Origin of the sequence: Krasilnikovia cinnamomea, from assembly GCF_004217545.1 — a bacterium.
GTDB classification, from domain to species: domain Bacteria; phylum Actinomycetota; class Actinomycetes; order Mycobacteriales; family Micromonosporaceae; genus Actinoplanes; species Actinoplanes cinnamomeus.
In genome coordinates this window covers 6218375-6239466 of record NZ_SHKY01000001.1, presented here as the reverse complement: position 1 = coordinate 6239466, position 21092 = coordinate 6218375, and the positions used below count along the sequence as shown (strand labels likewise).

Genomic DNA, 21092 nt, shown 5'->3' with positions numbered 1-21092 from the left:
CAGCGGCCGGGAGGGCGCTCGGCTGCAACACGGACTTCCCACAAATGCATTCATCGTGTTCGATGCATAGGTCGATGACATCCGCTCTGGAGGTACGCAATGCCAATCGGACGCCTGGGCCTCATCCTGGCCCTGCTGGCCGGAGCAGCGCTGACCGCGCCCGCCGCACCGGCAGCGGCCGCCACGCCGGCGAAGAAGCTGCTCGTCGTAGGCATGGACGGGCTCAACTGGGACAGCGTCCTCGCGGCGAACGCGCCGACTCTGCACGCGCTCGCCGACCAGGGTCTGCTCGGTCGCAGCCTCGTGCAGTGCCCATCGACGGCCGAATCGGCCAGCGGCCCCGGCTGGTCCACCATCGCCACGGGCGTGTGGCCGGATCGGCACGGCGTACGCAGCAACACCTTCATCGGCAAGCGGTACGGCACGTACCCGGACTTCCTGACCCGGCTGGAGCAGGCGGACCCCTCGTACGCCACCTACTCTGTCGTCGACTGGCCTCCCCTGCACAACCAGGGGACCTTCTCGTCCGCGGTCGACACCCGGGTCACCTTCAACGGCGACACGGGCGGCTATCCGGCGCAGGACGAGAATGTCACCGCGGACGCGATCGGCCGGCTCAGCAGCGGTGGCCCGGACGCGTCCTTCGTCTACCTCGGCAACACCGACGTGGTGGCCCACGCCTCCGGCACCGGCGCCGCGTACCAGGCCGCGATCGAGCAGCAGGATCAACAGCTCGGCCGGATCCTGACCGCGGTGCGGTCACGGCCCACGTACGGTCAGGAGGACTGGCTGATCATGGTGACCACCGACCACGGGCACCGGGTACCGCAGGGCGGGCACGGCTTCTGCGGCATCGACGAGCGCGGCACGTTCCTGCTCGCGAGCGGCGCCGGGATCAGCGCCGGGCTCCGCCCCATCGACGTACGCCAGGCCGACGTCGCCGCCTCAGCGCTGGCGCACTTCGGCGTCGAGGCCGCCCTGGACGGCAAGAGCGTCCGGGTACGCTCCACCGACCCGTTCGACGGCCTCGCCCTGCGCACGCGGGTGGACGAGACCGGAATTCCCGCCACCCTGGCGGGCTGGACCCCGGACGCTCCGGCCGGCTGGTCGGTCCTGCGCAGCGCCATGCCAACCGGCGGGGTCACCGAGTGGCGCGGCTGGTCGTTCACCACCGACGAGTTCTGGAGCCGCGCCCAGGCGGGCCAGGAACGGGAGAACGCCCTGCGCACACGTGGCGTCTTCGCCGTCGCCGACAGCGACGAGTTCGCCGACAAGACCGGCGGCAGCAGCTACGACTCCACGCTCGTCTCGCCGGACTACCCTGTGACCGCGGGAAGCACGGCGTACCTGAACTACGTGACGCACTACCGCCAGCATGGCAGCCAGAAGGGCGATGTCCTGGTCTCGTTCAACGACGGCCCGGACCAACTGGTGAAGCGGTACTCCGCGGATGCCCGGGCCACTGTCGAGTCATTGCCGGTTGCGGTTCCGTCCGGTGCGACCAGGATGGCGGTGAAGTTCCGCTACCACGACGCCGGCAACAACTGGTACTGGGTCATCGACGATCTGCGGATCAGCTGACCGAGCGGCGGGCCGGCCACCCTGCCGGATGGTGGGTGGCCGGCCCGCCCCATGCAGTTGACCTTGACAGGTGTCATGGACGCGTTGACCCGGTTGCTGGATCGTGCCAGCGAGGATGCGTCGGCGACATGCCTGTGAACGGCACCGCCCCAAACTGTCCGATCTGCGGTACACCCCAGCCCAGCGCGGCACTCCACCGTTCCAAACCCGCACGATCCACCCGGCGCCGGAGCTCCGGTCGATCCTCCACGTCTTTCCAGTAACACCGAAGCGGTGCAGCGAGTTGACCAGCTCAAGTCGACCATGAGACCTCCAGGTCAGGACGGTTGACCGCGGGTACCGCGTTCGTCGATGCTTGCGAGGCTTGGCCGTTCGTGCGGGCGAGGAAAGTAGTGTTTGAGCGGCGGTCGACGGCAGGGCCTTGACGATGATCCTGGGGATCGGATTGTCTTGGGCCGACACGTCGACGACAGCCTCCCAAGGCACGATGTGCTCAAATGCCACCGTCCGGTGGTAGACGCCGGTGGCTGTCACGACAACCCTGCCCGGCGCCGAGCGCAGCATCGCTACGAGGAAGCATGGTCCGTCGCCGCATGCCCGCGATGATAGGCCGTGCTTCGCCGCGATCGGCTCGCCGGTCAGCGTTGCTCGCCGTCCCGTTCGTCGATGATGCGCCGGAGCTCGGCGACGTCCTTGATCCGCTCGGCGCGGGTGGCTGCCAGCGGCGCCACCAACATCGTCGTGACTCCGGCGGAGGCGAACTCGGCCAGTCGCCGCCGGATCGCGTTCGGCGGACCCACCAGGGCGGTGGCATGCACCAGGTCGTCGGGGACCATCGCGGCCGCCTCGGCCCGCCGGCCGTCCAGAAAGAGTTCCTGGATGCGTGCGGCCTCGTGCGGGTAGCCGTAGCGGCGGATCAGGTCATTGGAGAAGTTCCGGCCGCGGGCACCCATCCCGCCGATGTAGAGGGCGAGTTGCGCGCGGTGGCGGCCCAGGAGCTCCGGCGTGGATTCGGCGATGGCGAAGGGGACCGGCACCATCACGTCCAGCGGACCCAGCTCAGGGTCACGCCGGGCCAGGCCCGCGGCGAGCGGCTCGGCGAAGACCCGGGACGCGGCCCGCGGATCCAGGAACAGGGCCTGCCAGCCCTCGGCGATCTCGGCGGCGAGCGCGACGTTGCGCGGGCCCATCGCGGCCAGCAGGATCGGGATACGCGCCCGCACCGGACGGTTGATGAGCTTGAGCGGTCTGCCCAGCCCTGTCCCCGAGTCCGGCGGCAACGGGATGCGGTACTTCGATCCGTCGAAGGTCAGCGTCTCGCGGCGCCAGACGCGGCGGCAGATGTCCACCACCTCGCGGGTGCGGGCCAGCGGCGCGTCGTAGGCGACCCCGTGGAAGCCCTCGATCACCTGTGGACCGGATGCCCCCAGGCCGAGCGAGAAACGACCGCCGGATACGTAGTCGAGTCCGGCCGCGGTCATCGCCGTGAGCGTCGGGGTCCGGGTGTAGAGCTGCATGACCCCGGAGGCGAGCTCCAGGCGGGTGGTCCGGGCCGCCAGGTAGCCGAGTTGACTGACCGCGTCGAAGCTGTACGCCTCGGGCACCACGACCAGTTCGGCGCCCGCCGCCTCGTACTCGACCACCTCCTCGGCGGCGTGTGCGAAGCCCTCGCCCTCGTATCCGAGCTGAACACCGAGGCGCATGGCGGCTCAGGCACCGGTGTCGTGCACGATGACCTGCCGGATCACGTCGCCGCGGCCAAGCGCGGCCAGTGCGTCGTCGAGCTGGTCGAGTCGCAGCCGGTGGCTCACCATGCCCTCGAGGTCGAGCCGGCCGGCCCGCCACAGCGCGAGCAGGCGGCCGAAGTCGCGCGGAGGGTCGGCCGAGCCGTACAGCGACGGGATGATCCGTTTGCCCTCGAACAGCAGCTCGAACGGGCTGAACTCGACGTGGTGCTCGGCGCGCCCGGCGCCGACCACGACCACGGTGCCGCCCCGGCGGACCGCGGTCCACGCCGTACGCAGGGTGGCGGGCACGGCCACGACGTCGAACGCGTAGTCGACGCCCTCGCCGTCGGTGAGCTCGGCGGACAGGTCGCTGAGCCCGTCCGGGGTGACCGCGTGGGTCGCGCCGAAACGGCGCGCCAGGTCGTGTTTGGCCGCCACGGTGTCCACCGCCACGATCACCGCCGCGCCGGCGAGCCGGGCGCCCTGGATCGCGGCGATGCCCACGCCGCCGCAGCCGATGACCGCCACGGTGTCCCCCGGCCGTACGGCCGCCGTGTTGACGACCGCGCCGACCCCGGTCGTGACCCCGCAACCGAGCAGTGCGGCCACCTCGTACGGCACATCCGGGGCGATCTTCACCAGGCCCGCGCGGTGGACGACCATCTCCTCGGCGAACGCGCCGCAGCCGACCATGCCGAAGGCGGGGGTGTCGCCGACCATGAAGCGAGGCATGGCGTAGCCCGCCATCACGTGCGCCATGCACAGGTACGGCTCGCCGCGCCGGCAGGCCGCGCAGGCACCGCATGCCGGCAGCCAGTTCACGGTCACCCGATCGCCGGGGGCGAGGTCCTCGGCTCCTTCGCCGACTTCGAGCACATCACCGGCCGCCTCGTGCCCGAGGACGGCCGGCACCGGCTGGGGCAGGCCACCGTCGCGGGCGGACAGGTCCGAGTGGCAGATGCCGGCAGCGCGGACCCTGATCCGGACCTCGCCCGGGCCCGGCCCGAGCACTGTCACATCGTCGCGGATGTCGAACTTCTCGTCGCCGATCGCGTGGAGAACAGCCGCCCGCATTCTGACCACCTCTCGGAAATAGAACGTGTTCTACGCTAACCGGCCACGCCGTACCGAGCAAGCGGTTGGTCAAGGCCAACCGATGGCCGCCATAATGTGCCTGGTGACGACCGCAAAGAAGGCCTCCCGGGCCAGCACAGCCGCGCCAGCCTCGGAGCGCCGCGCGCATCTGGTCCGGCTGGCCGGCGACCTCTTCGCCGAAAAGGGCTTCCGGGCCACCACCGTCCGCGAGATCGCCGACGCGGCGGGCATCCTCTCCGGCAGCCTCTACCACCACTTCGACTCCAAGGAGTCGATCGGCGACGAGATCCTCAGCGCCTTCCTGGACGACGTGCTCGCCGGCTACCGCGCCGCGGTGCGCGACTGCGACGATCCGCGTGCCGCGATCGAACAGATCGTCCGATCCAGCACCGCCGCGCTGAGCCAGCACCGGGCCGCGCTCACCATGCTGCAGCACGACTGGACGTACTTCAGCGGGCAGCCTCGGTTCGCGTACCTGCGCACGGCGATGAAGGAGATTGAACGGACCTGGGTGCAACAGCTCGAGCAGGGCAAGCGGTCCGGACAGTTCCGCGACGACCTCGACGCCCGCCTGACCTACCGGTTGCTGCGCGACATCCTGTGGATCCCCACCTCCTGGCGGCAACGCCCAGCCAAGGCCTGGCGCACCGATCAGATCGTCGATGGACTCCTGCGGCTGATCTTCGATGGGATCACCACCCCCGCCACACCGGCGCCGCAGCGGCGCAACGCGCGCAGCAGGTAGGTGGGGCGGGGCTCGCAGATCGGGGGTCACATGCGTCCGGGCATCCTGCTAGTCTCCTCCCAAGCAAGCGCTTGGTGAATTCCGTGGAGCCTGCCGCGGGGCTGGCATGTGCGTATCCCGGGAGGACGCGATGAGGCGGCTGGACGGCAGACGCGCACACGACGGCCCGCCCTGCAGGGGGCGCTGACATGGGTGGGAAGCTGCTCGCCGGACGGGTCGCCGCGGTCACCGGCGCGGGAAACGGTCTCGGCGCGGCCGAAGCCGTCGCTCTCGCCGCCGCGGGCGCGCGGCTGGTGCTCAACGACCTGCCCGGCGCGGCGTTGGAAACGGTGGGCGAGACGATCCGCTCAGCCGGTGGTGAGGCGGTGCTCTGCCCCGGCGACGTCGCCGACTTCCCGACCGGCGAGGCGCTGGTGCGCCGGGCGGTCGAGGCGTTCGGCGGGCTCGACATCCTGGTCAACAACGCCGGCGTGCTGCGCGACCGGATGGTCTTCGCGATGTCCGAGCAGGAATGGGACGCGGTGATCCGGGTGCACCTGCGCGGACACTTCGTCACCACCCGGTTCGCCACGGCGTACTGGCGGGAGCGGAGCAAGGCGACCGGCGCACCGGTGTACGCCCGGATCGTGAACACCTCGTCGGAGGCGTTCCTGCTCGGCTCCGCCGGTCAACCGAACTACGCCGCCGCCAAGGGCGGCATCGTCGCGCTGACCCTGACCACCGCGCGCGGCTGCGCCCGCTACGGGGTGCGCGCCAACGCCATCTGCCCGCGCGCCCGCACCGCGATGACCGGGGATCTGATGGGCCCACCGCCGGACGGGCCGGATCCCCTCGCGCCGGAGCGGGTCGCCCCACTGGTGACCTACCTGGCCGGTCCGGCCGGAGCGCGGATCACCGGCGAGGTCTTCGTGGTGCACAGTGACGTGGTGGCGGTGCTGGGGCCGCCGACGGTCCGAGCGAGCTTCCGCGCTCCGGCCGGGCAGTGGTCGGCGACCGAGCTGGACACCGCTCTGGCGCCGCTGTTCACGGGCGACCCGCCGCAGCCGGGCTTCGTCTGCGAGGACACGCTGCCGCTGGCCGCGGCCACGTTCGGCGAGGATCGGTGAACCAGCGGGCCGCCGTGTCGATGGCGGCCGACGAGACCGCCGCGATGCTGGCCGCCGCGCGCAAGATGCAGCTCGCGACCATCAACCCGGACGGCACGCCGCATCTCGTGACGATGTTCTACGGGCTGCGCGACGGCCACCTCGCGTTCTGGACGTACCGCGCCTCACGCAAGGCCCGCAATCTGGCCCGCGACCCCCGGGTGACCTGCCTGATCGAGGACGGCGAGGACTACTTCGAGTTGCGCGGCGTCCAGGTGACCGGGACGGCACGGCGCATCGACGACCCGGACGCAGTGGCCGAGGTCGGCCGGCTGGTCGCGGCCCGCCTGCCGGGCGCACCGGGCAGCGGCGCGCTGCCCGAGGTGCTCGACGAGTACGTGGCGCGTGCCGCGGCGAAGCGTGTCGCGTTTCTCGTCGAGCCACGCCAGGTGGTCACCTGGGACCACCGCCGCCTGGTCACATGAGCTCGTCGGTGGTCGGCACCAGGACCGTCTTCACCTCCGTGTACGCCTCGATCGAGCCGCGCCCGCCCTCGCGCCCGAGCCCGGAGCGGCCGAACCCGCCGAACGCCACGTGCGGCTCCAACTGGTAGCCGTTCACGCCGATGGTGCCGGCGCGCACCGCGCGGGCCATCCGCATCGCGCGTTTGACGTCCGTGGTCCACACCATCCCGGCCAGCCCGTACGAGGTGTCGTTGGCCAGCCGGACGGCCTCGTCCTCGTCGGTGAACGGCACCACGGCCAGGACCGGCCCGAAGATCTCCTCCTGGGCGATGGCAGCGTCGTTGCGCACGTCGGCGAAGACCGTGGGGGCCACGAAGTTTCCGGCCGCCAGTTCGCCGTCGGCCCGGGTACCGCCGCAGACCAGCCGGGCGCCGTCCTGTTGCCCGCGTGCGATGAAGTCCAGCACGCGGGTGAGCTGCCGTTCGTTGATCAGGGCGGCGGCGGTGGTCTCGGGGTGGAACGGATCCCCGTAGTTGACCAGGCCGGCTGTGCCTTCGGCCAGCGCGACGAACTGGTCGTACACGTCGCGGTGGACCAGTGCCCGGGTGTGCGCGACGCACGCCTGGCCGGACAGTCCCAGCGTCACCGTGCCCATGGTGGTGGTCGCGGCGGCGAACACGTCGGCGTCGGGAAACACGACCGACGGGCTCTTGCCGCCGAGTTCGAGGCTGACCCGCTTCACGCCGTCGGCCGCGGCGGCCAGCACACGCCGGCCCACCGCGCGGCTGCCGGTGAAGGACACCTTGTCGACCAGCGGGTGGTTGATCAGCGCGTCGCCGGTCGGCTCGCCGGGCCCGGTGACCACGTTGAGCATACCCGGAGGGAGTCCCGCCTCCTCGATCAGCCGGGCCAGGCGCAGCACGGCGAACGTCGCGTACTCGGACGGCTTGAGCACCACGGTGCAGCCGGCGGCCAGTGCGGGTGCGAGTTTCTGCGCGGCCAGCAGCAGCGGCGCGTTCCAGGCGATCACCGCGGCCACCACGCCGAGCGGCTCGCGCAGGGTCAGCACGAGGTGTTCGCCGCCCTGGTAGCCCGGCAGGGTCTCGCCACCCAGCTTGTCCACCCAGCCGGCGTGGTGGTCGAAGACGTCGGCGACACACTCCATCGACATCGCGTACGCCTCGCCGAAGCTGATCGGCACGCCGTTGTCCAGCGCCTGCAGGGTCAGCAGCTCGGTGCCGTGGGCGCGCACCAGCTCGGCGATCCGGCGCAGCACCCGGATCCGTTCCTTGGCCCGGGAGCGGGGCCACGGTCCCTCGTCGAACGCGCGGCGGGCGCTGCGCACGGCCGCATCCACATCGTCGGCCCCGGCCACGGCGAACTCACCGACCTCCTCCGCCGTGGCTGGGTGCCGGTGTGTCCACGTGTGATCCTGCGCGGCGGGCCGCCACCCGCCGTCGATGAGCAGCTCGCCGGTGGTCAGTCCGGCCGCGTCCCGCCTGGGCTTGATCGAGAGAACCATGCGACACCTCCGGCGAAGGACTTTCTGGAACAGGTTCTATTTCTGCGCAGGGTACGCCGTAGCCCACAGGTCCGCCAGATACCCCGGCCATTCGCCGCCGCCGTGCACGGCCAGTGCCGCCCCGCTGACGTAGCCGGCCAGTGGGGAGGCCAGCAGCAGACAGGCGGCGGCGACCTCGGCGGGCGTCGCGGCCCGGCCCAGCGGGACGGTGCGCGCCACCGCGGCGGCGTCCACATTCGAGTCCGGGGCTGCGGTCGCCACGGGGCCGGCGACCAGACTGTTCACCCGGACCTTCGGCGCCCATTCCATGGCCAGGCTGGTCGCCAGGTGGTGCAACCCCGCCTTGGCCGCGCCGTACGCGGCGGTGCCGGGCGAGGGACGCACCCCGCTGACGCTGCCCACCATGAGGATCACCCCGCCGCCGGGTTGATCCCGCATGACCGCGTTGGCCGCCTGTGACACGTGCAGCGGGGCGATCAGGTTGAGTTCGATGACCTTCGCGTGGAACCGGGGGGAGGCGGTGTCGGCCGCGGCGAAGGGCGCTCCCCCGGCGTTGTTCACCAGCACGTCGAGGCGCCCGAACCGGCTGGCAGCCGCGGCCACCAGCGCGCGTGCCTGTTCGGGCTCGCGAACGTCGGCTTGGAAGAACTCGGGCATCGCGTCGCTTACCGGCGACTCCGGCCACGCGCCGTTTGACGATGCCCAGGCTGGTGTGTGCCGTCCGCAGACCATCACGCGGGCCCCGGCGGCGAGGAAGGCGTGCGCGATCGCGGCGCCGATCCCCCGTGTCCCGCCGGTGACCACGACACCGCTGCCGGAGAAGCCGATGGGGTCCATCGACCAACGGTAGCCTCCCAAGCAAGCGCTAGGTTAGCCTCACGCGGTGGGCGTACACCTGCATCTCGCCGCTGTCACCGAGGTGGTCATCGACTTTCCGCCGGTCAACGCGGTGCCGGCGGCGGGCTGGCGGGAGCTGGCCGAGGCGCTGATCGCGGCGGGGTCCGATCCGGACACGCGCGTGGTGGTGCTGGCCGCCGACGGCCGCGGCTTCTGCGCCGGCGTGGACATCAAGGAGATGCAGCGCACCCCCGGCCATGAGGCGCTGCTGGCCGCCAACCGTGGCTGCGCCGAGGCGTTCGCGGCGGTCTACGACTGCCCGGTTCCGGTGGTCGCCGCGGTGCACGGTTTCTGCCTGGGCGGCGGCGTCGGCCTGACCGGCAACGCCGACCTGGTCGTCGCGGCCGAGGACGCCACGTTCGGTCTGCCCGAAGTGGATCGTGGCGCCCTCGGCGCGGCCACCCACCTGGCCCGCCTGGTGCCGCCGCAACTGATGCGCACGATGGTCTACACCTGCCGGACGGTCAGCGCACAACAGCTGCACCGTTTCGGCACGGTGCTCGAGGTGGTCCCCGGCGCCCGGCTGCGGGCGGCGGCGCGCGCGGTGGCCGAGCAGATCGCGGCGAAGGATCCGAAAGTGATCCGGCGGGCCAAGGAGTCGCTCAACGGGATCGACCCGGTCGATGTCAAACGGTCGTACCGGTTCGAGCAGGGCTTCACGTTCGAGCTGAACCTCGACGGGGCGGGCGACCTCGCCCGGCAGCGATTCGTGGAGGGACAGTGACCTCGGACCGGGTGATGACGGTCGCCGAGGTGGTCGGCGAGCTGCGCAGCGGCATGACGATCGGGATCGGCGGGTGGGGGTCGCGGCGCAAACCGATGGCGCTGGTCCGCGCGATCGCCCGCGCCGGTTTGACCCGCCTGACCGTGGTCACCTTCGGTGGTCCCGACGTCGGGCTGCTGGTCGCGGCGGGTTGCGTACGGCGACTGGTCACCGGTTTCGTCTCGCTGGACAGCATCGCGCTGGAGCCACACTTCCGGCGGGCCCGGCACGAGGCGGCTCTGGAGCTGACCGAGCTGGACGAGGGGATGCTCTACTGGGGGCTGCTGGCGGCGGCGCACCGGCTGCCGTTCCTGCCGACCCGGGCCGGGCTGGGTTCCGACGTGCTGCGGGTCAATCCCGGCCTGCGTACGGTCCGTTCGCCGTACTCCGACGGCGAGGAGCTGGTCGCCGTGCCGGCGTGGCCGCTCGACGCCGCGCTGGTCCACCTGAACCGGGCAGACGGCCGGGGAAACGGGCGGTACCTGGGCCCCGATCCGTACTTCGACGACCTGTTCTGTCTCGCCGCGCGGCGCCGTTTCGTGTCCTGTGAGCGGCTGGTCGGCACCGACGAGCTGGTGGCCGCCGGCCCGCCGCAGGGCCTGCTGGTCAACCGCATGATGGTCGACGGCGTCGTGGTCACCCCGCACGGTGCGCACTTCACGAGCTGCGTCCCCGACTACGGGCGCGACGAGGCGTTCCAGCGCGCGTACGCGGACGCCGCGGCCAGCCCGCCGGACTGGGACCGGTTCCGCGCCACCTACCTGGACGGGGACGAGGACGACTACCAGGAGGCGGTGCGGCGGCGATTGGGCACCAGCACGATCGGCGCGCGATGAGCGACGCGAGCCGGGCCGAGGTGTGTGTGGTGGCGTGCGCCGAGGCGTGGCGCGGCGACGGCGCGATCCTGGCCGGTCCGATGGCGCTCATCCCCCGCCTGGGCGCCCGGCTGGCACAGCTGACGTTCGCGCCCGAGCTGGTGCTCAGCGACGGGGAAGCCACGCTCGTGAACAGCGGCGGGGAGAGCGAGGGCTGGTTGCCGTACCGTGCGGTCTTTCAGGTGGTGGCGGCGGGGCGGCGGCACGTGATGATGGGGGCGAGCCAGCTCGACCGGTACGGCAACCAGAACATCTCCTGCATCGGCGACTGGGCCCGGCCCGACTCCCAGCTGCTCGGCGTGCGCGGCGCGCCGGGCAACACCATCAACCACGTCACCAGCTACTGGGTGCCGCGGCACTCGCCACGGACGTTCGTCGAGCGGGTCGACATGGTGTGTGGCATCGGGTACGACCGCGCGGCGGCGCTCGGGGCACCGGCCAACCGGTTCCACGAGATCCGGGTGGTGGTCACCGACCTCGCGGTGCTGGACTTCGCGACCCCGGACCGGTCCCTGCGGCTGCGCTCGCTCCACCCCGGTGTGACCGTGCCCGAGGTGGTGCGGGCCACCGGTTTCCCGCTGGCCGTTGCGGACGAGGTGCCGCCGACTCGGTGGCCCACCACGGACGAGCTGGCCCTGATCCGGGACCGCCTGGACCCGCAGGGCCTGCGTGAACGGGAGATCCGGTGCGGACCCGGCTGACCGAGCTGCTCGGCTGCCGCTACCCGGTCGTGCAGACCGGCATGGGTTACGTGGCCGGGGCCGCGCTGGTCGCGGCCACCTCAGAGGCGGGCGGGTTCGGCATCGTCGCGTCGGCCACGATGAGTCTCGACCGGCTGGCCGCCACGATCCGGGAGGTCCGGGAGCGCACGGACGCGCCGTTCGGGGTGAACCTGCGCGCGGACGCCCCGGACGCCGCAGAGCGCGTCGACCTGCTGGTCCGCGAACGCGTGCGGCTGGCCTCGTTCGCGCTGGCGCCCAGCCGCGACCTGGTCCGCCGGTGCGCCGACGGCGGGGTGCTCACGATGCCCTCGATCGGTGCGGTGCGGCACGCCGTGAAGGTGGCCGGCTGGGGCGTGGACGCGGTGCTCGTGCAGGGCGGCGAGGGCGGCGGCCACACCGGGGCGGTGCCGACGTCGCTGCTGTTGCCGCAGGTGGTCGACGCGGTCGGCGTTCCGGTCGTGGCGGCCGGCGGGTTCTTCGACGGCCGCGGGCTGGTGGCCGCGCTGGCGTACGGCGCGGCCGGCGTCGCGATGGGCACCCGGTTCCTGCTCACCTCGGACAGCCCGGTCGGTGCGGAGGTCAAACGCCGGTACCTGGCCGCCTCGGTGACGGACACGGTGGTCACCACGCGGGTCGACGGGGTGCCGCACCGGATGCTGCGTACCCCGCTGGTCGAGGGCCTCGAACGCTCCGGGCGGCTCACCGCGCTGGTGCGGTCGGTGCGGCACGCCGCCGCGTACCGTCGGGAGGCCGGCCTGTCGTGGCCGGCCATGCTGCGGGCGGGCCGCGCCGCGCGGCACGGTCGTGAGCTGTCGTGGGCGCAGACGCTGATGGCGGCCAACACCCCGGCCCTGCTGCGCGTCTCGATGGTGGAGGGTCGCCCCGACTCCGGGGTGATGCCGGCCGGTCAGGTGGCCGGGCTGATCGACGACCTGCCGTCCTGCGCCGCGCTGATCGAGCGGATCATGCGGGAGGCGGACGACCGTATCGCCGAGCTCAGCACGGTTCGATCACGGTGACGTTGGCCTGACCGCCGCCCTCGCACATGGTCAGCAGGCCGCGCCGGCCGCCGGTGCGCTCCAGTTCGTGCAGCAGCGTGGTGAGCAGCCGGGCCCCGGTGGCGCCGAGCGGGTGGCCGAGCGCGATGGCGCCGCCGTTGACGTTGACCCGCTCCGGGTCGGCGCCGGTGTCGCGCAGCCAGGCCAGCACGACACTGGCGAACGCCTCGTTGACCTCGAACCGGTCGATGTCGGCGACGTCCAGCCCGGCGCGGGCGAGCGCGTGGGCGGTGGCCGCGATCGGAGCGGTGAGCATCAGTACGGGGTCGTCGCCGCGCGCGGACAGGTGCCGGATCCGGGCGCGGGGCCGCAGCCCGTACGTGAGCAGTGCCCGGCCGGACGCGACGAGCAGCGCGGCTGCGCCGTCGGCGAGCTGACTGGACGTGGCCGCGGTGGTGGCGCCGCCGGGGCGCAGCGGGTCGAGGGCGGCCATGCGCTCGGCGCGGGTGTCGCGGCGCGGGCACTCGTCGGTGTCGCATCCGGCCAGGGGCGCGATCTCGGCCCGGAACCGGCCCGCGTCGATCGCGTGGACCGCCCGTCGGTGGCTGGCCAGCGCGTACTCCTCCAGGTCGGCGCGGGTCAGGCCCCACTTGGTGGCGATCTCGTCCGCGCTGCGGAACTGGGAGATCTCCCGCTCGCCGTAGCGGGCGTGCCATCCGGACGAGCCCGCGTACGGCCCGTGCGGGGCCATGGCGCTGCCGATCGGTACGTGGCTCATGCTCTGCACCCCGCCGGCCACCACGAGGTCGGCCGTGCCGCTCATCACGGCCTGCGCCGCGAAGTGCACCGCCTGCTGGGCGGAGCCGCACTGCCGGTCGACGGTCACGCCCGGCACGTGCTCGGGCAGACCGGCGGCGAGCCAGCAGGTACGCGCGATGTCGCCCGACTGCGGGCCCAGCGTGTCCACGCAGCCGAGAAACACGTCGTCGACCGCGGCCGGGTCGGCGCCGGTGCGCTCCAGCAGTGCGGTGATCGCGTGCGCGCCGAGGTCCGCCGGATGCACGGTGGACAGTGCGCCCCCGCGGCGCCCGACCGGCGTACGGACCGCACCCACCAGATACGCCTCCACGGTTGACGCCTCCCACCCGGTGCCGTCTACTAGAACTTGTTCTAATTTACCTGTGGCGGGGTGACACATGCACGTGGGATACACACCGGAACAGGAACAGTTGCGCCACGAACTGCGGGCGTACTTCGGTGACCTGATGACGCCCGCGCTGCGCGCCTCGCTCACCGGCAACGAAGGTGAGTACGGCGACGGCAGCGCGTACCGTGCCGTGGTCCGGCGGCTGGGCCGCGACGGCTGGCTCGCGCTGGGCTGGCCCACCGAGTACGGCGGCGCCGGACGCTCCCCCATGGACCAGCTCATCTTCGCCGACGAGGCCGCGATGGCCGGGGTGCCGGTGCCGTTCCTGACACTCTCCACGGTGGGCCCGGCCATCATGCGGCACGGCACGCCGCAGCAGCGCGCCGAGTTGCTGCCCCGGATCGCCGCCGGGGAGCTGCACTTCTCGATCGGCTACTCCGAGCCGGACGCCGGCACCGACCTCGCGGCACTGCGCACGCGTGCGGTCCGCGACGGCGACGAGTACGTCATCACCGGCCAGAAGATGTGGACCAGCCTCATCCAGTACGCCGACTACGTCTGGCTGGCCTGCCGCACTGGGGACGCGCCCCGGCACAAGGGCCTGTCCATCATCCTCGTGCCCACCGGCGCGCCCGGCTTCTCCTGGACGCCGGTCCGCACCGTGGCCGGGGTGACGACCAGCGCGACCTACTACGCCGACGTGCGGGTGCCGACGTCCGCCCTGGTCGGCGCGGAGAACCAGGGCTGGGCGCTGATCACCGACCAGCTCAACCACGAGCGGGTGGCGCTGACCCCGGCCGCCCCGCTGCGCCGGGCGCTGCGCGAGGTCGCCGACTGGGCCGCGGAAACGCCGCTGCCCGACGGCCGGCGGGTGATCGACCAGGAGTGGGTCCAGCTGCACCTGGCCCGGGTGCACGCCCGGACCGAGGCGTTGAAACTGTTCAACTGGCGGGTGGCGGCCGGCGCCGACGATTCACCCGCCGCGGTGCGGGCCTCGGCCGGAAAGGTGTACGGCACCGAACTGGCGGTCGAGGCGTACCGGCTGCTCATGGAGGTGCTCGGGCCCGCCGCCACGGTGCGGGACTGCTCGCCCGGCGCGCTGCTGCACGGCCGGATCGAGCGGCTGCACCGGGCCTCGCTGATCCTCACGTTCGGCGGCGGCACCAACGAGGTGCAGCGCGACATCATCGCGGCCGGCGCGCTCGGCCTGCCGGTCCACCGATAGGAGTGCGGACGTGGACTTCTCGTTGAGCGCCGAGGCGCACGACCTGACCAATCTGACCCGGGACCTGGCCAACTCCGGCCGTCCGCTGTGGCGGGCTCTGGCCGAGGCCGGCGTGCTCGGCGCCGCGCTGCCCAAGCGGGCCGGCGGCGACGGGTACGGCCTGGCCGAGCAGTGCGCGATCCTGGCCGAGCTGGGCCGGGCCGCGGCCGCCGTGCCGTACCTGCCGTCCATCGTGGTGGCCGCGGGTGCGCTGGCGCGCTTCGGCACCGAGCAGCAGGTGAGCGAGTGGGCCGTGCCCGCGAGCCGGGGCGAGGTGGTGCTCACCGCCGCTGGCGCAGCGGCCCGCGCGCGGCAGGATCCCGGTGGCGGGTGGCGGCTGGACGGCACGATCCCGGCCGTTCCGGCGGCACCCGACGCCGCCGGAATCCTCGTACCGGCCGACGGGGCCGGAGTGTTCCTCGTCGAGCCCGGCGACCCGGGTGTGCACGTCGAGTCGCAGCACGTGGCGGGCGGGCCCGGCGCGGGCCTGGTGCGGCTCGCCGATGTCGCCGTGCCCGACAACCGGCGGCTCGGCGACCCTGCGGCGGGGGCCTGGCTGACCGCGTACACGACCGTCGGGGCCGCCGCGGCGCAGCTCGGCGTGGTCGAGCGCGCGCTGGAGATGACCGCGCGGTACGCCCGCTCCCGGGTCCAGTTCGGCCGGCCGATCGGCGCGTTCCAGGCCGTCGCCCAGCGGCTGGCCGACGCGCACATCGAGGTCGAGGCACTGCGGCTCACCGTGTGGCAGGCGGCCTGGCTGCTGGGCGAGGACCCGCCGCCCGGGGATCCGCTCGCCACCGCGGCGGCCGCCACGGCCGGTTTCTGGGCCGCCGAGGCTGGCCACCGCGTGCTGCACACCGCGGTCCACGTGCACGGTGGCGTCGGCATCGACCTGGAGTACCCGCTGCACCGCTACTTCCTGGCCGCCAAGTACCACGAGTTCCTGCTGGGGGGCGCCACGGCGCAGCTCCGAGCCCTGGCCGCCTGCCGTCAGCGGGCCGCAGACGTGGCATGACCGATCCAGCGCGGCGCGCTCACCGCGAGCCGTCGGCCCCCGGCCGGGTCAAGGCGCCCAGGCGGCCCAGCGTGTCGTCCGCCTCGGCGACGAGGTCGGCCAGCACGTCGGCGACCGGCCGGACCTCGTTCATCCGGCCCACGATCTGCCCGACCGGCATCGGCACCACGCTCGGATCGCCGGACTCCATCAGCCGCGTGTGCGCCTGCGCCACCAGCAGATTCTGCAACGGCATCGGCAGCGGCGCCGGCGCGCCCGGCTCGCTCCAGGCGTCGGTCCAGCGGTTGCGCAGCAGGCGGGCCGGCTTGCCGGTGTAGATGCGGCTGCGCACCGTGTCCCCGGAGCCGGCCCGCAGCAGCGCCTCCCGCAGCGCGGGCGCGCTGCGGTACTCCTCGGTGCCGAGCCAGATCGAGCCCAGCCACACGCCGCGCGCACCGAGCGCCAGCGCCGCCGCGATCTGCCGGCCGCTGCCGATCCCGCCGGCGGCGAGCACCGGCACCCGCGCGCCGACCGCGTCGACGATCTCCGGGATCAGCACCATGCTGCCGATCTCGCCGGTGTGGCCACCGGCCTCGTAGCCCTGCGCCACGACCAGATCGACGCCGCCGGACACGTGGCTGCGGGCGTGGTCCGCCCGCCCCGCCAGGGCGGCCACCGGCACCCCGTGCGCGTGCGCCCGGTCGGTCACGTCGGGCGGTGGCGGGCCGAGCGCGTTGGCGATCAACCGGATCGGGTGCGTGAGCGCCACCTCCACGTGCGAGCGGGCCACCGAGTGCAGCCAGCCCAGCACACCGGCCCGCGACTCGCCGTCGAGGGCCGGGGGCACGCCCAGGCGCAGCAGGGTGCGCTCGACGAAGTCGCGGTGCCCGGCCGGGATCAGGGCATCCAGGTCGGCCGGGGCGCCGTCGGCCGGGGCGTGACTGGGCATCACGACGTCCACCCCGTACGGGCGGCCGCCGGTCGCCTCGTCCAGCCACGACAGCACGGCGTCGAGCTCGTCGGGGTCGTTGAAGCGTACGCAGCCCAGCACGCCGAGGCCGCCCGCCCGGCTGATCGCGGCCACCACGTGCTCCGACGGGCTGAAGCCGACCACGGGATGTGCGATGCCGAGCCGGTCGCACAGGTCAGTCCGCACGCGACACCGCCTCGGCCGGGTGTTCCCGCGCGTACGCGTGGGCCCAGCCGTAGTCCGCCTTGCCGCTCAGCGTGCGGGTGATCCGGTCCACCACCCACACCGTGCGCGGCACCTTGTAGCCCGCGATCCGCCCGCGCAGGTGCCCATCCAGGTCCGCCGGATCGAGCGGGGCACCGGGCCGGGGCTGGATCAGCGCCGCCACCCGCTGCCCGAGCCGTTCGTCGGGAACGCCGATGACCAGCGCGTCGAAGACGCCGGGGTGGGCCTTGAGCGCCGCCTCGACCTCCTCGGGGAAGACCTTCTCGCCGCCGGTGTTGACGCACGTGTTGCCACGGCCGAGCAGGGTGATCGTGCCGTCCGGTTCGAGGCGGGCCAGGTCGCCGGGCACGGCGTAGAGCACGCCGTCCACCTCGGCCAGCAGCGCGGCGGTCCGCTGCGGGTCCTTGTAGTAGCCGACCGGCACGTGGCCGCCGCGGGCCAGGCGGCCGATCACGCCGGGCGGCGCCGGGCGGCCGTGCTCGTCGAGCACGATCGTGTGCGGGCCGGGCATGACCCGGGGCCCGTCGACAGCGCCGCCCTCGGTGACCACGCCGAGGCCCGCGAAGCCAGTCTCCGACGAGCCGATGGCGTCCGTGACCAGGACGTTCGGCAGCGCTTCGAGGAACTGTCGCTTGACCACGGGCGAGAACAGGGCGGCGCTGGAGGAGATGGCGATCAGCGACGACCCGTCGTGGCCGCCCGCCAGGTACGCCTCGATGATCGGGCGGGCCATCGCGTCGCCGATGAGCACGACCACGTTCACCCGGTGCCGGTCGATCGCCCGCCACACCTCGTCGGCGTCGAAGCGCGGCAGGACCACCACGGTGTCCCCGGCGAACAGGGCGGCCAGCGCCGCCCACTGGGCGTTGCCGTGGATCAGCGGGGCCAGGCATAGGCGCACCATCCCGCCCGTCTCGGCGCCGCGCCGGCACTGCGCCCACTCGTCGTCGAGGGGGATCCCGGACATGAAGTCGATGCCGCCGCCGAGCACCCGCCACACGTCCTCGTGACGCCAGATGACGCCCTTCGGGTAGCCGGTGGTGCCGCCGGTGTACAGCAGGTAGCGGTCGTCGCCGGAGCGCGGCGCGAAGTCCCGCCGGGGATCGCCCGCGGCCTGGGCGGCGGCGTAGGTGACACCGCCGTAGGCGCCGATGTCGGCGTCGGTGCCGTCGGGCAGGGCCACGACGGTGTGCAGATCCGGCACGGACGGCAGCACGGCGGCGACGCGTGGGGCGTACCCGCGGTCGTGGATCAGCGCGGTCAGGTCGGCGTCCGCGAAGAGGAACTGCAACTCGTTCTCGACGTACCGGTAGTTGACGTTCACGACCGCGGCGCGCAGCTTGTACACCGCGAGCATGGCCGCCACGGCCTCGATCGAGTTGCCCGCGTAGAGACCGACGTGGTCGCCCGCCCCGACACCACGGCCCTGCAGGAAGTGGGCGAGACGGTTCGCGTGCTCCTCCAGCTCGGCGTAGCGGGTCGCGTGCTCGCCGCAGGCCACGGCGACGCGTTCACCGAAGGCGTCAACCGCATGCTCGAACAGGTCCGCAATATTGGCCGCCATCTACCGAAAGTAGAACGTGTTACCGTACGCGAGCAAGCCCCAACAGGCGCCGGGAGGTGGCCGCGTGGAAGCCCAGGAGCCGCACGCCCTCGTCGAGCAGCGTGGACCGGTTCTCATCGTGACGATGAACCGGCCGCACGTCCGCAACGCGCTGTCCCCCGAGATGCTCGCCATCATGCGTGGCGCCTGGGACCGGGTCGACGGTGATCCGGAGATCCGGGTGTGTGTGCTCACCGGGGCCGGTGGCGCGTTCTGCGCGGGCGCCGATCTGAAGGCGATGACCCGGGATCATCCCGGCGACGGCTTCCGCACCGGCGGCACCGACCTGTCGCGGATCGACGCGCTGCTCAAGGGACGGCGCCTGACCAAGCCGCTGGTGGCCGCGGTGGAGGGCCCGGCGGTGGCGGGCGGCACCGAGATCCTCCAGGCCACCGACGTACGGGTGGCAGGTAGCAGCGCCCGGTTCGGTGTCTCCGAGGCCCGCTGGGGGCTGTTCCCGCTGGGCGGGTCGGCGGTCCGGTTGCCGCGGCAGATCCCGTACACCGTCGCGGCCGATCTGCTGCTCACCGGCCGGCATCTGTCTGCCGCCGAGGCCCGCGAGATCGGCCTGATCGGGCATGTCGTTCCGGACGGTCAGGCCCTCGCCAAGGCGCTGGAACTGGCCGGCGCGATCGCCGCGAACGGCCCGCTCGCGGTGCAGGCGATTCTGCGCACCATGCGGGAGACCGAGGCGATGGCCGAGAACGACGCGTTCGCCGTGGAGGCCCGTCTCGGGATGGCGGTCTTCACCAGCGCGGACGCGCAGGAGGGGCCGCGCGCGTTCGCCGAGAAGCGGACCCCGACCTTCCGCGGACGCTGACGGTCGATGTCGTGCGGGGCAGGCCGACGGCGGGGCCTCAGATCCGCCGCTCGCGCCCGGCCCAGCTGGGATCGCGCAGGAGTCGCTTGTAGAGCTTGCCGTTCGGGTCGCGCGGGAGTTCGTCGGCGTACTCGATGATGCGCGGCAGCTTGAACCGGGCGACCCGGCCGGTCAGGAACTCCAGCAACTGCGCGGTCAGCTCGGGCCCGCCGCGCACGCCCGGCTCCAGCTGCACCACCGCCTTGACCTGTTCGCCCCAGTCGTCGTGCGGGACGCCGAAGACCGCGACGTCGGCGACGCCGGGATGACCGGCCAGCTCGCCCTCGATCTCGGCGGGGTACACGTTCACCCCACCCGAGATGATCACGTCGCTGGCCCGGTCGCACAGGAACAGGTAGCCGTCGTCGTCGAGATAGCCGATGTCGCCGACCGTGAACATCCGGCCGCGCCGGGCGTTGCGGGTCTTCTCCGCGTCGCCGAGGTATTCGAAGCTCGCCTCCCCCATCTGGAGGTAGACCTGCCCGAGCCCGCCGGCCGGCGCGTCGTTACCGTCGGAGTCCAGCACCCGCACCCGGCTACCCGGCCAGGCGCGCCCCACCGAGCCGGGCCGCCGCAGCCACTCCTCCGCGGTGATCAGGGTGCCGCCGCCCTCGGACGCCGCGTAGTACTCCACCACCACGGGGCCCCACCAGTCGAGCATCCTTTGTTTGACGTGCCGCGGGCACGGCGCGGCGCCGTGGATCATCACGCGCATCGAGGACAGGTCGTATCCGGTACGGACCGGCTCGGGCAGGGCGAGCAGGCGGCGGAACTGGGTCGGCACCATGTGGCTGTGGGTGACCCGGTGACGCTCGATGAGGCGGAGCATGTCGTGCGGATCCCACCGGTCCATCATCACCACGGCGTGCCCGAGCTGGATCGAGATGGTGGCGAAGTTCAGCACGGCAGTGTGGTAGAGCGGGGAACAGCACAGGTGCACGTGACCGTCGAACGGCTCGAGCCCGAACAGGCCGAAGAACCACGTCGAGGCCGACGGTACGTCGTCGGGATCGGTGCCCGTGAGTGGCCGGTGCACGCCCTTGGGCCGCCCCGAGGTGCCCGAGGTGTAGGCCATCAGCGCGCCGAGCGTACGGGAGACGGGCCGCCCCGAGCCGCCCGTGCCGAGCGTGTCGAGCGCGGCGAACCCGGGCACTTCGCCGACCGCGAAGCGGCCCGGCGTTCCCGCCTCCCGCGCCGCCGCCGACGCCGCGGGAGCGAAACGCTCATGGGCCACGAACGCCCGCGCGTCACAGTCGTGGAGGATGTACGCGATCTCGGCGGCGGTCAGGTGCCAGTTGAGCGGCACGACGTGCAGCCCGGTCTGCAGGGCGGCGAAGTGGACGGCGAGCAGGTCCGCGCCGTTGGGCAGCAGCAGCGCGATCCGGTCGCCGGTGGACAACCCGAGGCTCTGCAGCCCCCGCCCGATCCGGTCGGCCCCGGCGGCCAGCTCTCCGTACGTGACGGTGCGACCGCCGGGGTCCACCACTGCGGCACTGTGCGGCGAATGGGCCGCGATGGCCCACAGCCCGATGGCGTCCATGCCGCCACTCTATAAC

At 72.9% G+C, this 21092-nt stretch carries 19 protein-coding genes; 11 read left to right on the top strand and 8 right to left on the bottom strand.

Features of this window, described 5'->3' with window-relative positions; translation table 11 throughout:
• The first annotated feature begins 99 nt into the window (after positions 1-99).
• On the top strand, positions 100-1581 hold the full coding sequence (locus EV385_RS28115; protein WP_130512180.1) for an alkaline phosphatase family protein: 1482 nt from the start codon (positions 100-102) through the stop codon (positions 1579-1581).
• Positions 1582-2219: 638 nt separating this feature from the next.
• On the opposite strand, the gene EV385_RS28110 is transcribed toward EV385_RS28115, so the two are convergent.
• The gene (locus EV385_RS28110) at positions 2220-3284 is read right to left on the bottom strand and encodes an LLM class F420-dependent oxidoreductase (RefSeq protein ID WP_130512179.1); all 1065 of its coding nucleotides are present in this window, start codon (positions 3282-3284) and stop codon (positions 2220-2222) included.
• A 6-nt stretch (positions 3285-3290) separates the two neighbouring features.
• Complete coding sequence (locus tag EV385_RS28105) at positions 3291-4382, bottom strand: Zn-dependent alcohol dehydrogenase (RefSeq protein WP_130512178.1); 1092 nt, start codon at positions 4380-4382, stop codon at positions 3291-3293.
• Between the two features lie 103 nt (positions 4383-4485).
• Here EV385_RS28105 and EV385_RS28100 point away from each other — a divergent pair, with 103 nt between their 5' ends.
• From EV385_RS28100 to EV385_RS28090, 3 genes are all read left to right on the top strand, one after another.
• Positions 4486-5148 (top strand): TetR/AcrR family transcriptional regulator, encoded by a 663-nt coding sequence (locus EV385_RS28100; protein ID WP_242625113.1) that lies wholly within the window; start codon positions 4486-4488, stop codon positions 5146-5148.
• 188 nt (positions 5149-5336) lie between these two features.
• Positions 5337-6254: an SDR family NAD(P)-dependent oxidoreductase gene (locus EV385_RS28095; protein ID WP_130512177.1), complete on the top strand. Its 918-nt coding sequence runs from the start codon at positions 5337-5339 to the stop codon at positions 6252-6254.
• Entirely contained in the window at positions 6251-6718 is a 468-nt protein-coding gene (locus EV385_RS28090; protein WP_130512176.1) for a pyridoxamine 5'-phosphate oxidase family protein, read from the top strand. The genes EV385_RS28095 and EV385_RS28090 overlap by 4 nt, the downstream gene beginning before the upstream one ends.
• On the opposite strand, the gene EV385_RS28085 is transcribed toward EV385_RS28090, so the two are convergent.
• Both EV385_RS28085 and EV385_RS28080 read right to left on the bottom strand, forming a co-directional pair.
• Positions 6711-8219 carry an aldehyde dehydrogenase family protein gene (locus EV385_RS28085; protein ID WP_130512175.1) on the bottom strand — a complete coding sequence of 503 codons (1509 nt, stop codon included), beginning with the start codon at positions 8217-8219 and terminating at the stop codon, positions 6711-6713. The genes EV385_RS28090 and EV385_RS28085 overlap by 8 nt on opposite strands.
• 36 nt (positions 8220-8255) lie before the next feature.
• Positions 8256-9056 (bottom strand): SDR family oxidoreductase, encoded by an 801-nt coding sequence (locus EV385_RS28080; protein WP_130512174.1) that lies wholly within the window; start codon positions 9054-9056, stop codon positions 8256-8258.
• A 46-nt stretch (positions 9057-9102) separates the two neighbouring features.
• On the opposite strand from EV385_RS28080, the gene EV385_RS28075 reads away from it, so the two are divergent.
• The 4 genes from EV385_RS28075 to EV385_RS28060 are packed head-to-tail and all read left to right on the top strand — an operon-like array spanning position 9103 to position 12495.
• Complete coding sequence (locus EV385_RS28075; RefSeq protein ID WP_130512173.1) at positions 9103-9840, top strand: enoyl-CoA hydratase family protein; 738 nt, start codon at positions 9103-9105, stop codon at positions 9838-9840.
• A gap of 14 nt (positions 9841-9854) precedes the next feature.
• Positions 9855-10715 carry a CoA transferase subunit A gene (locus tag EV385_RS28070; RefSeq protein ID WP_130513613.1) on the top strand — a complete coding sequence of 287 codons (861 nt, stop codon included), beginning with the start codon at positions 9855-9857 and terminating at the stop codon, positions 10713-10715.
• A complete protein-coding gene (locus EV385_RS28065; RefSeq protein ID WP_130512172.1) occupies positions 10712-11455 on the top strand; it encodes a CoA-transferase subunit beta in 744 nt (247 codons plus the stop codon). Before EV385_RS28070 ends, EV385_RS28065 begins: the two co-directional genes overlap by 4 nt.
• A 41-nt stretch (positions 11456-11496) precedes the next feature.
• On the top strand, positions 11497-12495 hold the full coding sequence (locus EV385_RS28060) for an NAD(P)H-dependent flavin oxidoreductase (RefSeq protein ID WP_242625365.1): 999 nt from the start codon (positions 11497-11499) through the stop codon (positions 12493-12495).
• Here EV385_RS28060 and EV385_RS28055 read toward each other — a convergent pair.
• Positions 12473-13603, bottom strand: a complete 1131-nt coding sequence (locus tag EV385_RS28055; protein WP_242625112.1) for an acetyl-CoA C-acetyltransferase — start codon at positions 13601-13603, stop codon at positions 12473-12475. The two genes, EV385_RS28060 and EV385_RS28055, sit on opposite strands and share 23 nt — an antisense overlap.
• Before the next feature lie 67 nt (positions 13604-13670).
• On the opposite strand from EV385_RS28055, the gene EV385_RS28050 reads away from it, so the two are divergent.
• Both EV385_RS28050 and EV385_RS28045 read left to right on the top strand, forming a co-directional pair.
• Positions 13671-14846, top strand: a complete 1176-nt coding sequence (locus EV385_RS28050) for an acyl-CoA dehydrogenase family protein (RefSeq protein ID WP_130512169.1) — start codon at positions 13671-13673, stop codon at positions 14844-14846.
• A gap of 10 nt (positions 14847-14856) precedes the next feature.
• Positions 14857-15900, top strand: coding sequence for an acyl-CoA dehydrogenase family protein (locus tag EV385_RS28045; protein WP_130512168.1), 1044 nt, complete (start codon positions 14857-14859; stop codon positions 15898-15900).
• A gap of 19 nt (positions 15901-15919) precedes the next feature.
• Here the strand turns inward: EV385_RS28045 and EV385_RS28040 are convergent, their stop codons facing one another.
• Both EV385_RS28040 and EV385_RS28035 read right to left on the bottom strand, forming a co-directional pair.
• A complete protein-coding gene (locus EV385_RS28040; protein ID WP_130512167.1) occupies positions 15920-17035 on the bottom strand; it encodes an NAD(P)H-dependent flavin oxidoreductase in 1116 nt (371 codons plus the stop codon).
• Positions 17025-18638, bottom strand: a complete 1614-nt coding sequence (locus tag EV385_RS28035; RefSeq protein ID WP_130512166.1) for an acyl-CoA synthetase — start codon at positions 18636-18638, stop codon at positions 17025-17027. The genes EV385_RS28040 and EV385_RS28035 overlap by 11 nt, the downstream gene beginning before the upstream one ends.
• 64 nt (positions 18639-18702) lie before the next feature.
• Between EV385_RS28035 and EV385_RS28030 the strand changes: the two genes are divergently transcribed.
• The gene (locus tag EV385_RS28030; protein ID WP_130512165.1) at positions 18703-19497 is read left to right on the top strand and encodes a crotonase/enoyl-CoA hydratase family protein; all 795 of its coding nucleotides are present in this window, start codon (positions 18703-18705) and stop codon (positions 19495-19497) included.
• Positions 19498-19534: 37 nt separating this feature from the next.
• Here the strand turns inward: EV385_RS28030 and EV385_RS28025 are convergent, their stop codons facing one another.
• Positions 19535-21076, bottom strand: a complete 1542-nt coding sequence (locus EV385_RS28025; protein ID WP_130512164.1) for an acyl-CoA synthetase — start codon at positions 21074-21076, stop codon at positions 19535-19537.
• Between the last annotated feature and the right edge of the window lie 16 nt (positions 21077-21092).

Excerpts from the sequence above, each read along its gene's own strand:
- EV385_RS28115 (WP_130512180.1), top strand. The coding sequence starts at position 100 with ATGCCAATCGGACGCCTGGGCCTCATCCTGGCCCTGCTGGCCGGAGCA.
- EV385_RS28110 (WP_130512179.1), bottom strand. The coding sequence starts at position 3,284 with ATGCGCCTCGGTGTTCAGCTCGGATACGAGGGCGAGGGCTTCGCACAC.
- EV385_RS28105 (WP_130512178.1), bottom strand. The coding sequence starts at position 4,382 with ATGCGGGCGGCTGTTCTCCACGCGATCGGCGACGAGAAGTTCGACATC.
- EV385_RS28095 (WP_130512177.1), top strand. The coding sequence starts at position 5,337 with ATGGGTGGGAAGCTGCTCGCCGGACGGGTCGCCGCGGTCACCGGCGCG.
- EV385_RS28085 (WP_130512175.1), bottom strand. The coding sequence starts at position 8,219 with ATGGTTCTCTCGATCAAGCCCAGGCGGGACGCGGCCGGACTGACCACC.
- EV385_RS28080 (WP_130512174.1), bottom strand. The coding sequence starts at position 9,056 with ATGGACCCCATCGGCTTCTCCGGCAGCGGTGTCGTGGTCACCGGCGGG.
- EV385_RS28070 (WP_130513613.1), top strand. The coding sequence starts at position 9,855 with ATGACGGTCGCCGAGGTGGTCGGCGAGCTGCGCAGCGGCATGACGATC.
- EV385_RS28065 (WP_130512172.1), top strand. The coding sequence starts at position 10,712 with ATGAGCGACGCGAGCCGGGCCGAGGTGTGTGTGGTGGCGTGCGCCGAG.
- EV385_RS28060 (WP_242625365.1), top strand. The coding sequence starts at position 11,497 with ATGGGTTACGTGGCCGGGGCCGCGCTGGTCGCGGCCACCTCAGAGGCG.
- EV385_RS28050 (WP_130512169.1), top strand. The coding sequence starts at position 13,671 with ATGCACGTGGGATACACACCGGAACAGGAACAGTTGCGCCACGAACTG.
- EV385_RS28035 (WP_130512166.1), bottom strand. The coding sequence starts at position 18,638 with ATGGCGGCCAATATTGCGGACCTGTTCGAGCATGCGGTTGACGCCTTC.
- EV385_RS28025 (WP_130512164.1), bottom strand. The coding sequence starts at position 21,076 with ATGGACGCCATCGGGCTGTGGGCCATCGCGGCCCATTCGCCGCACAGT.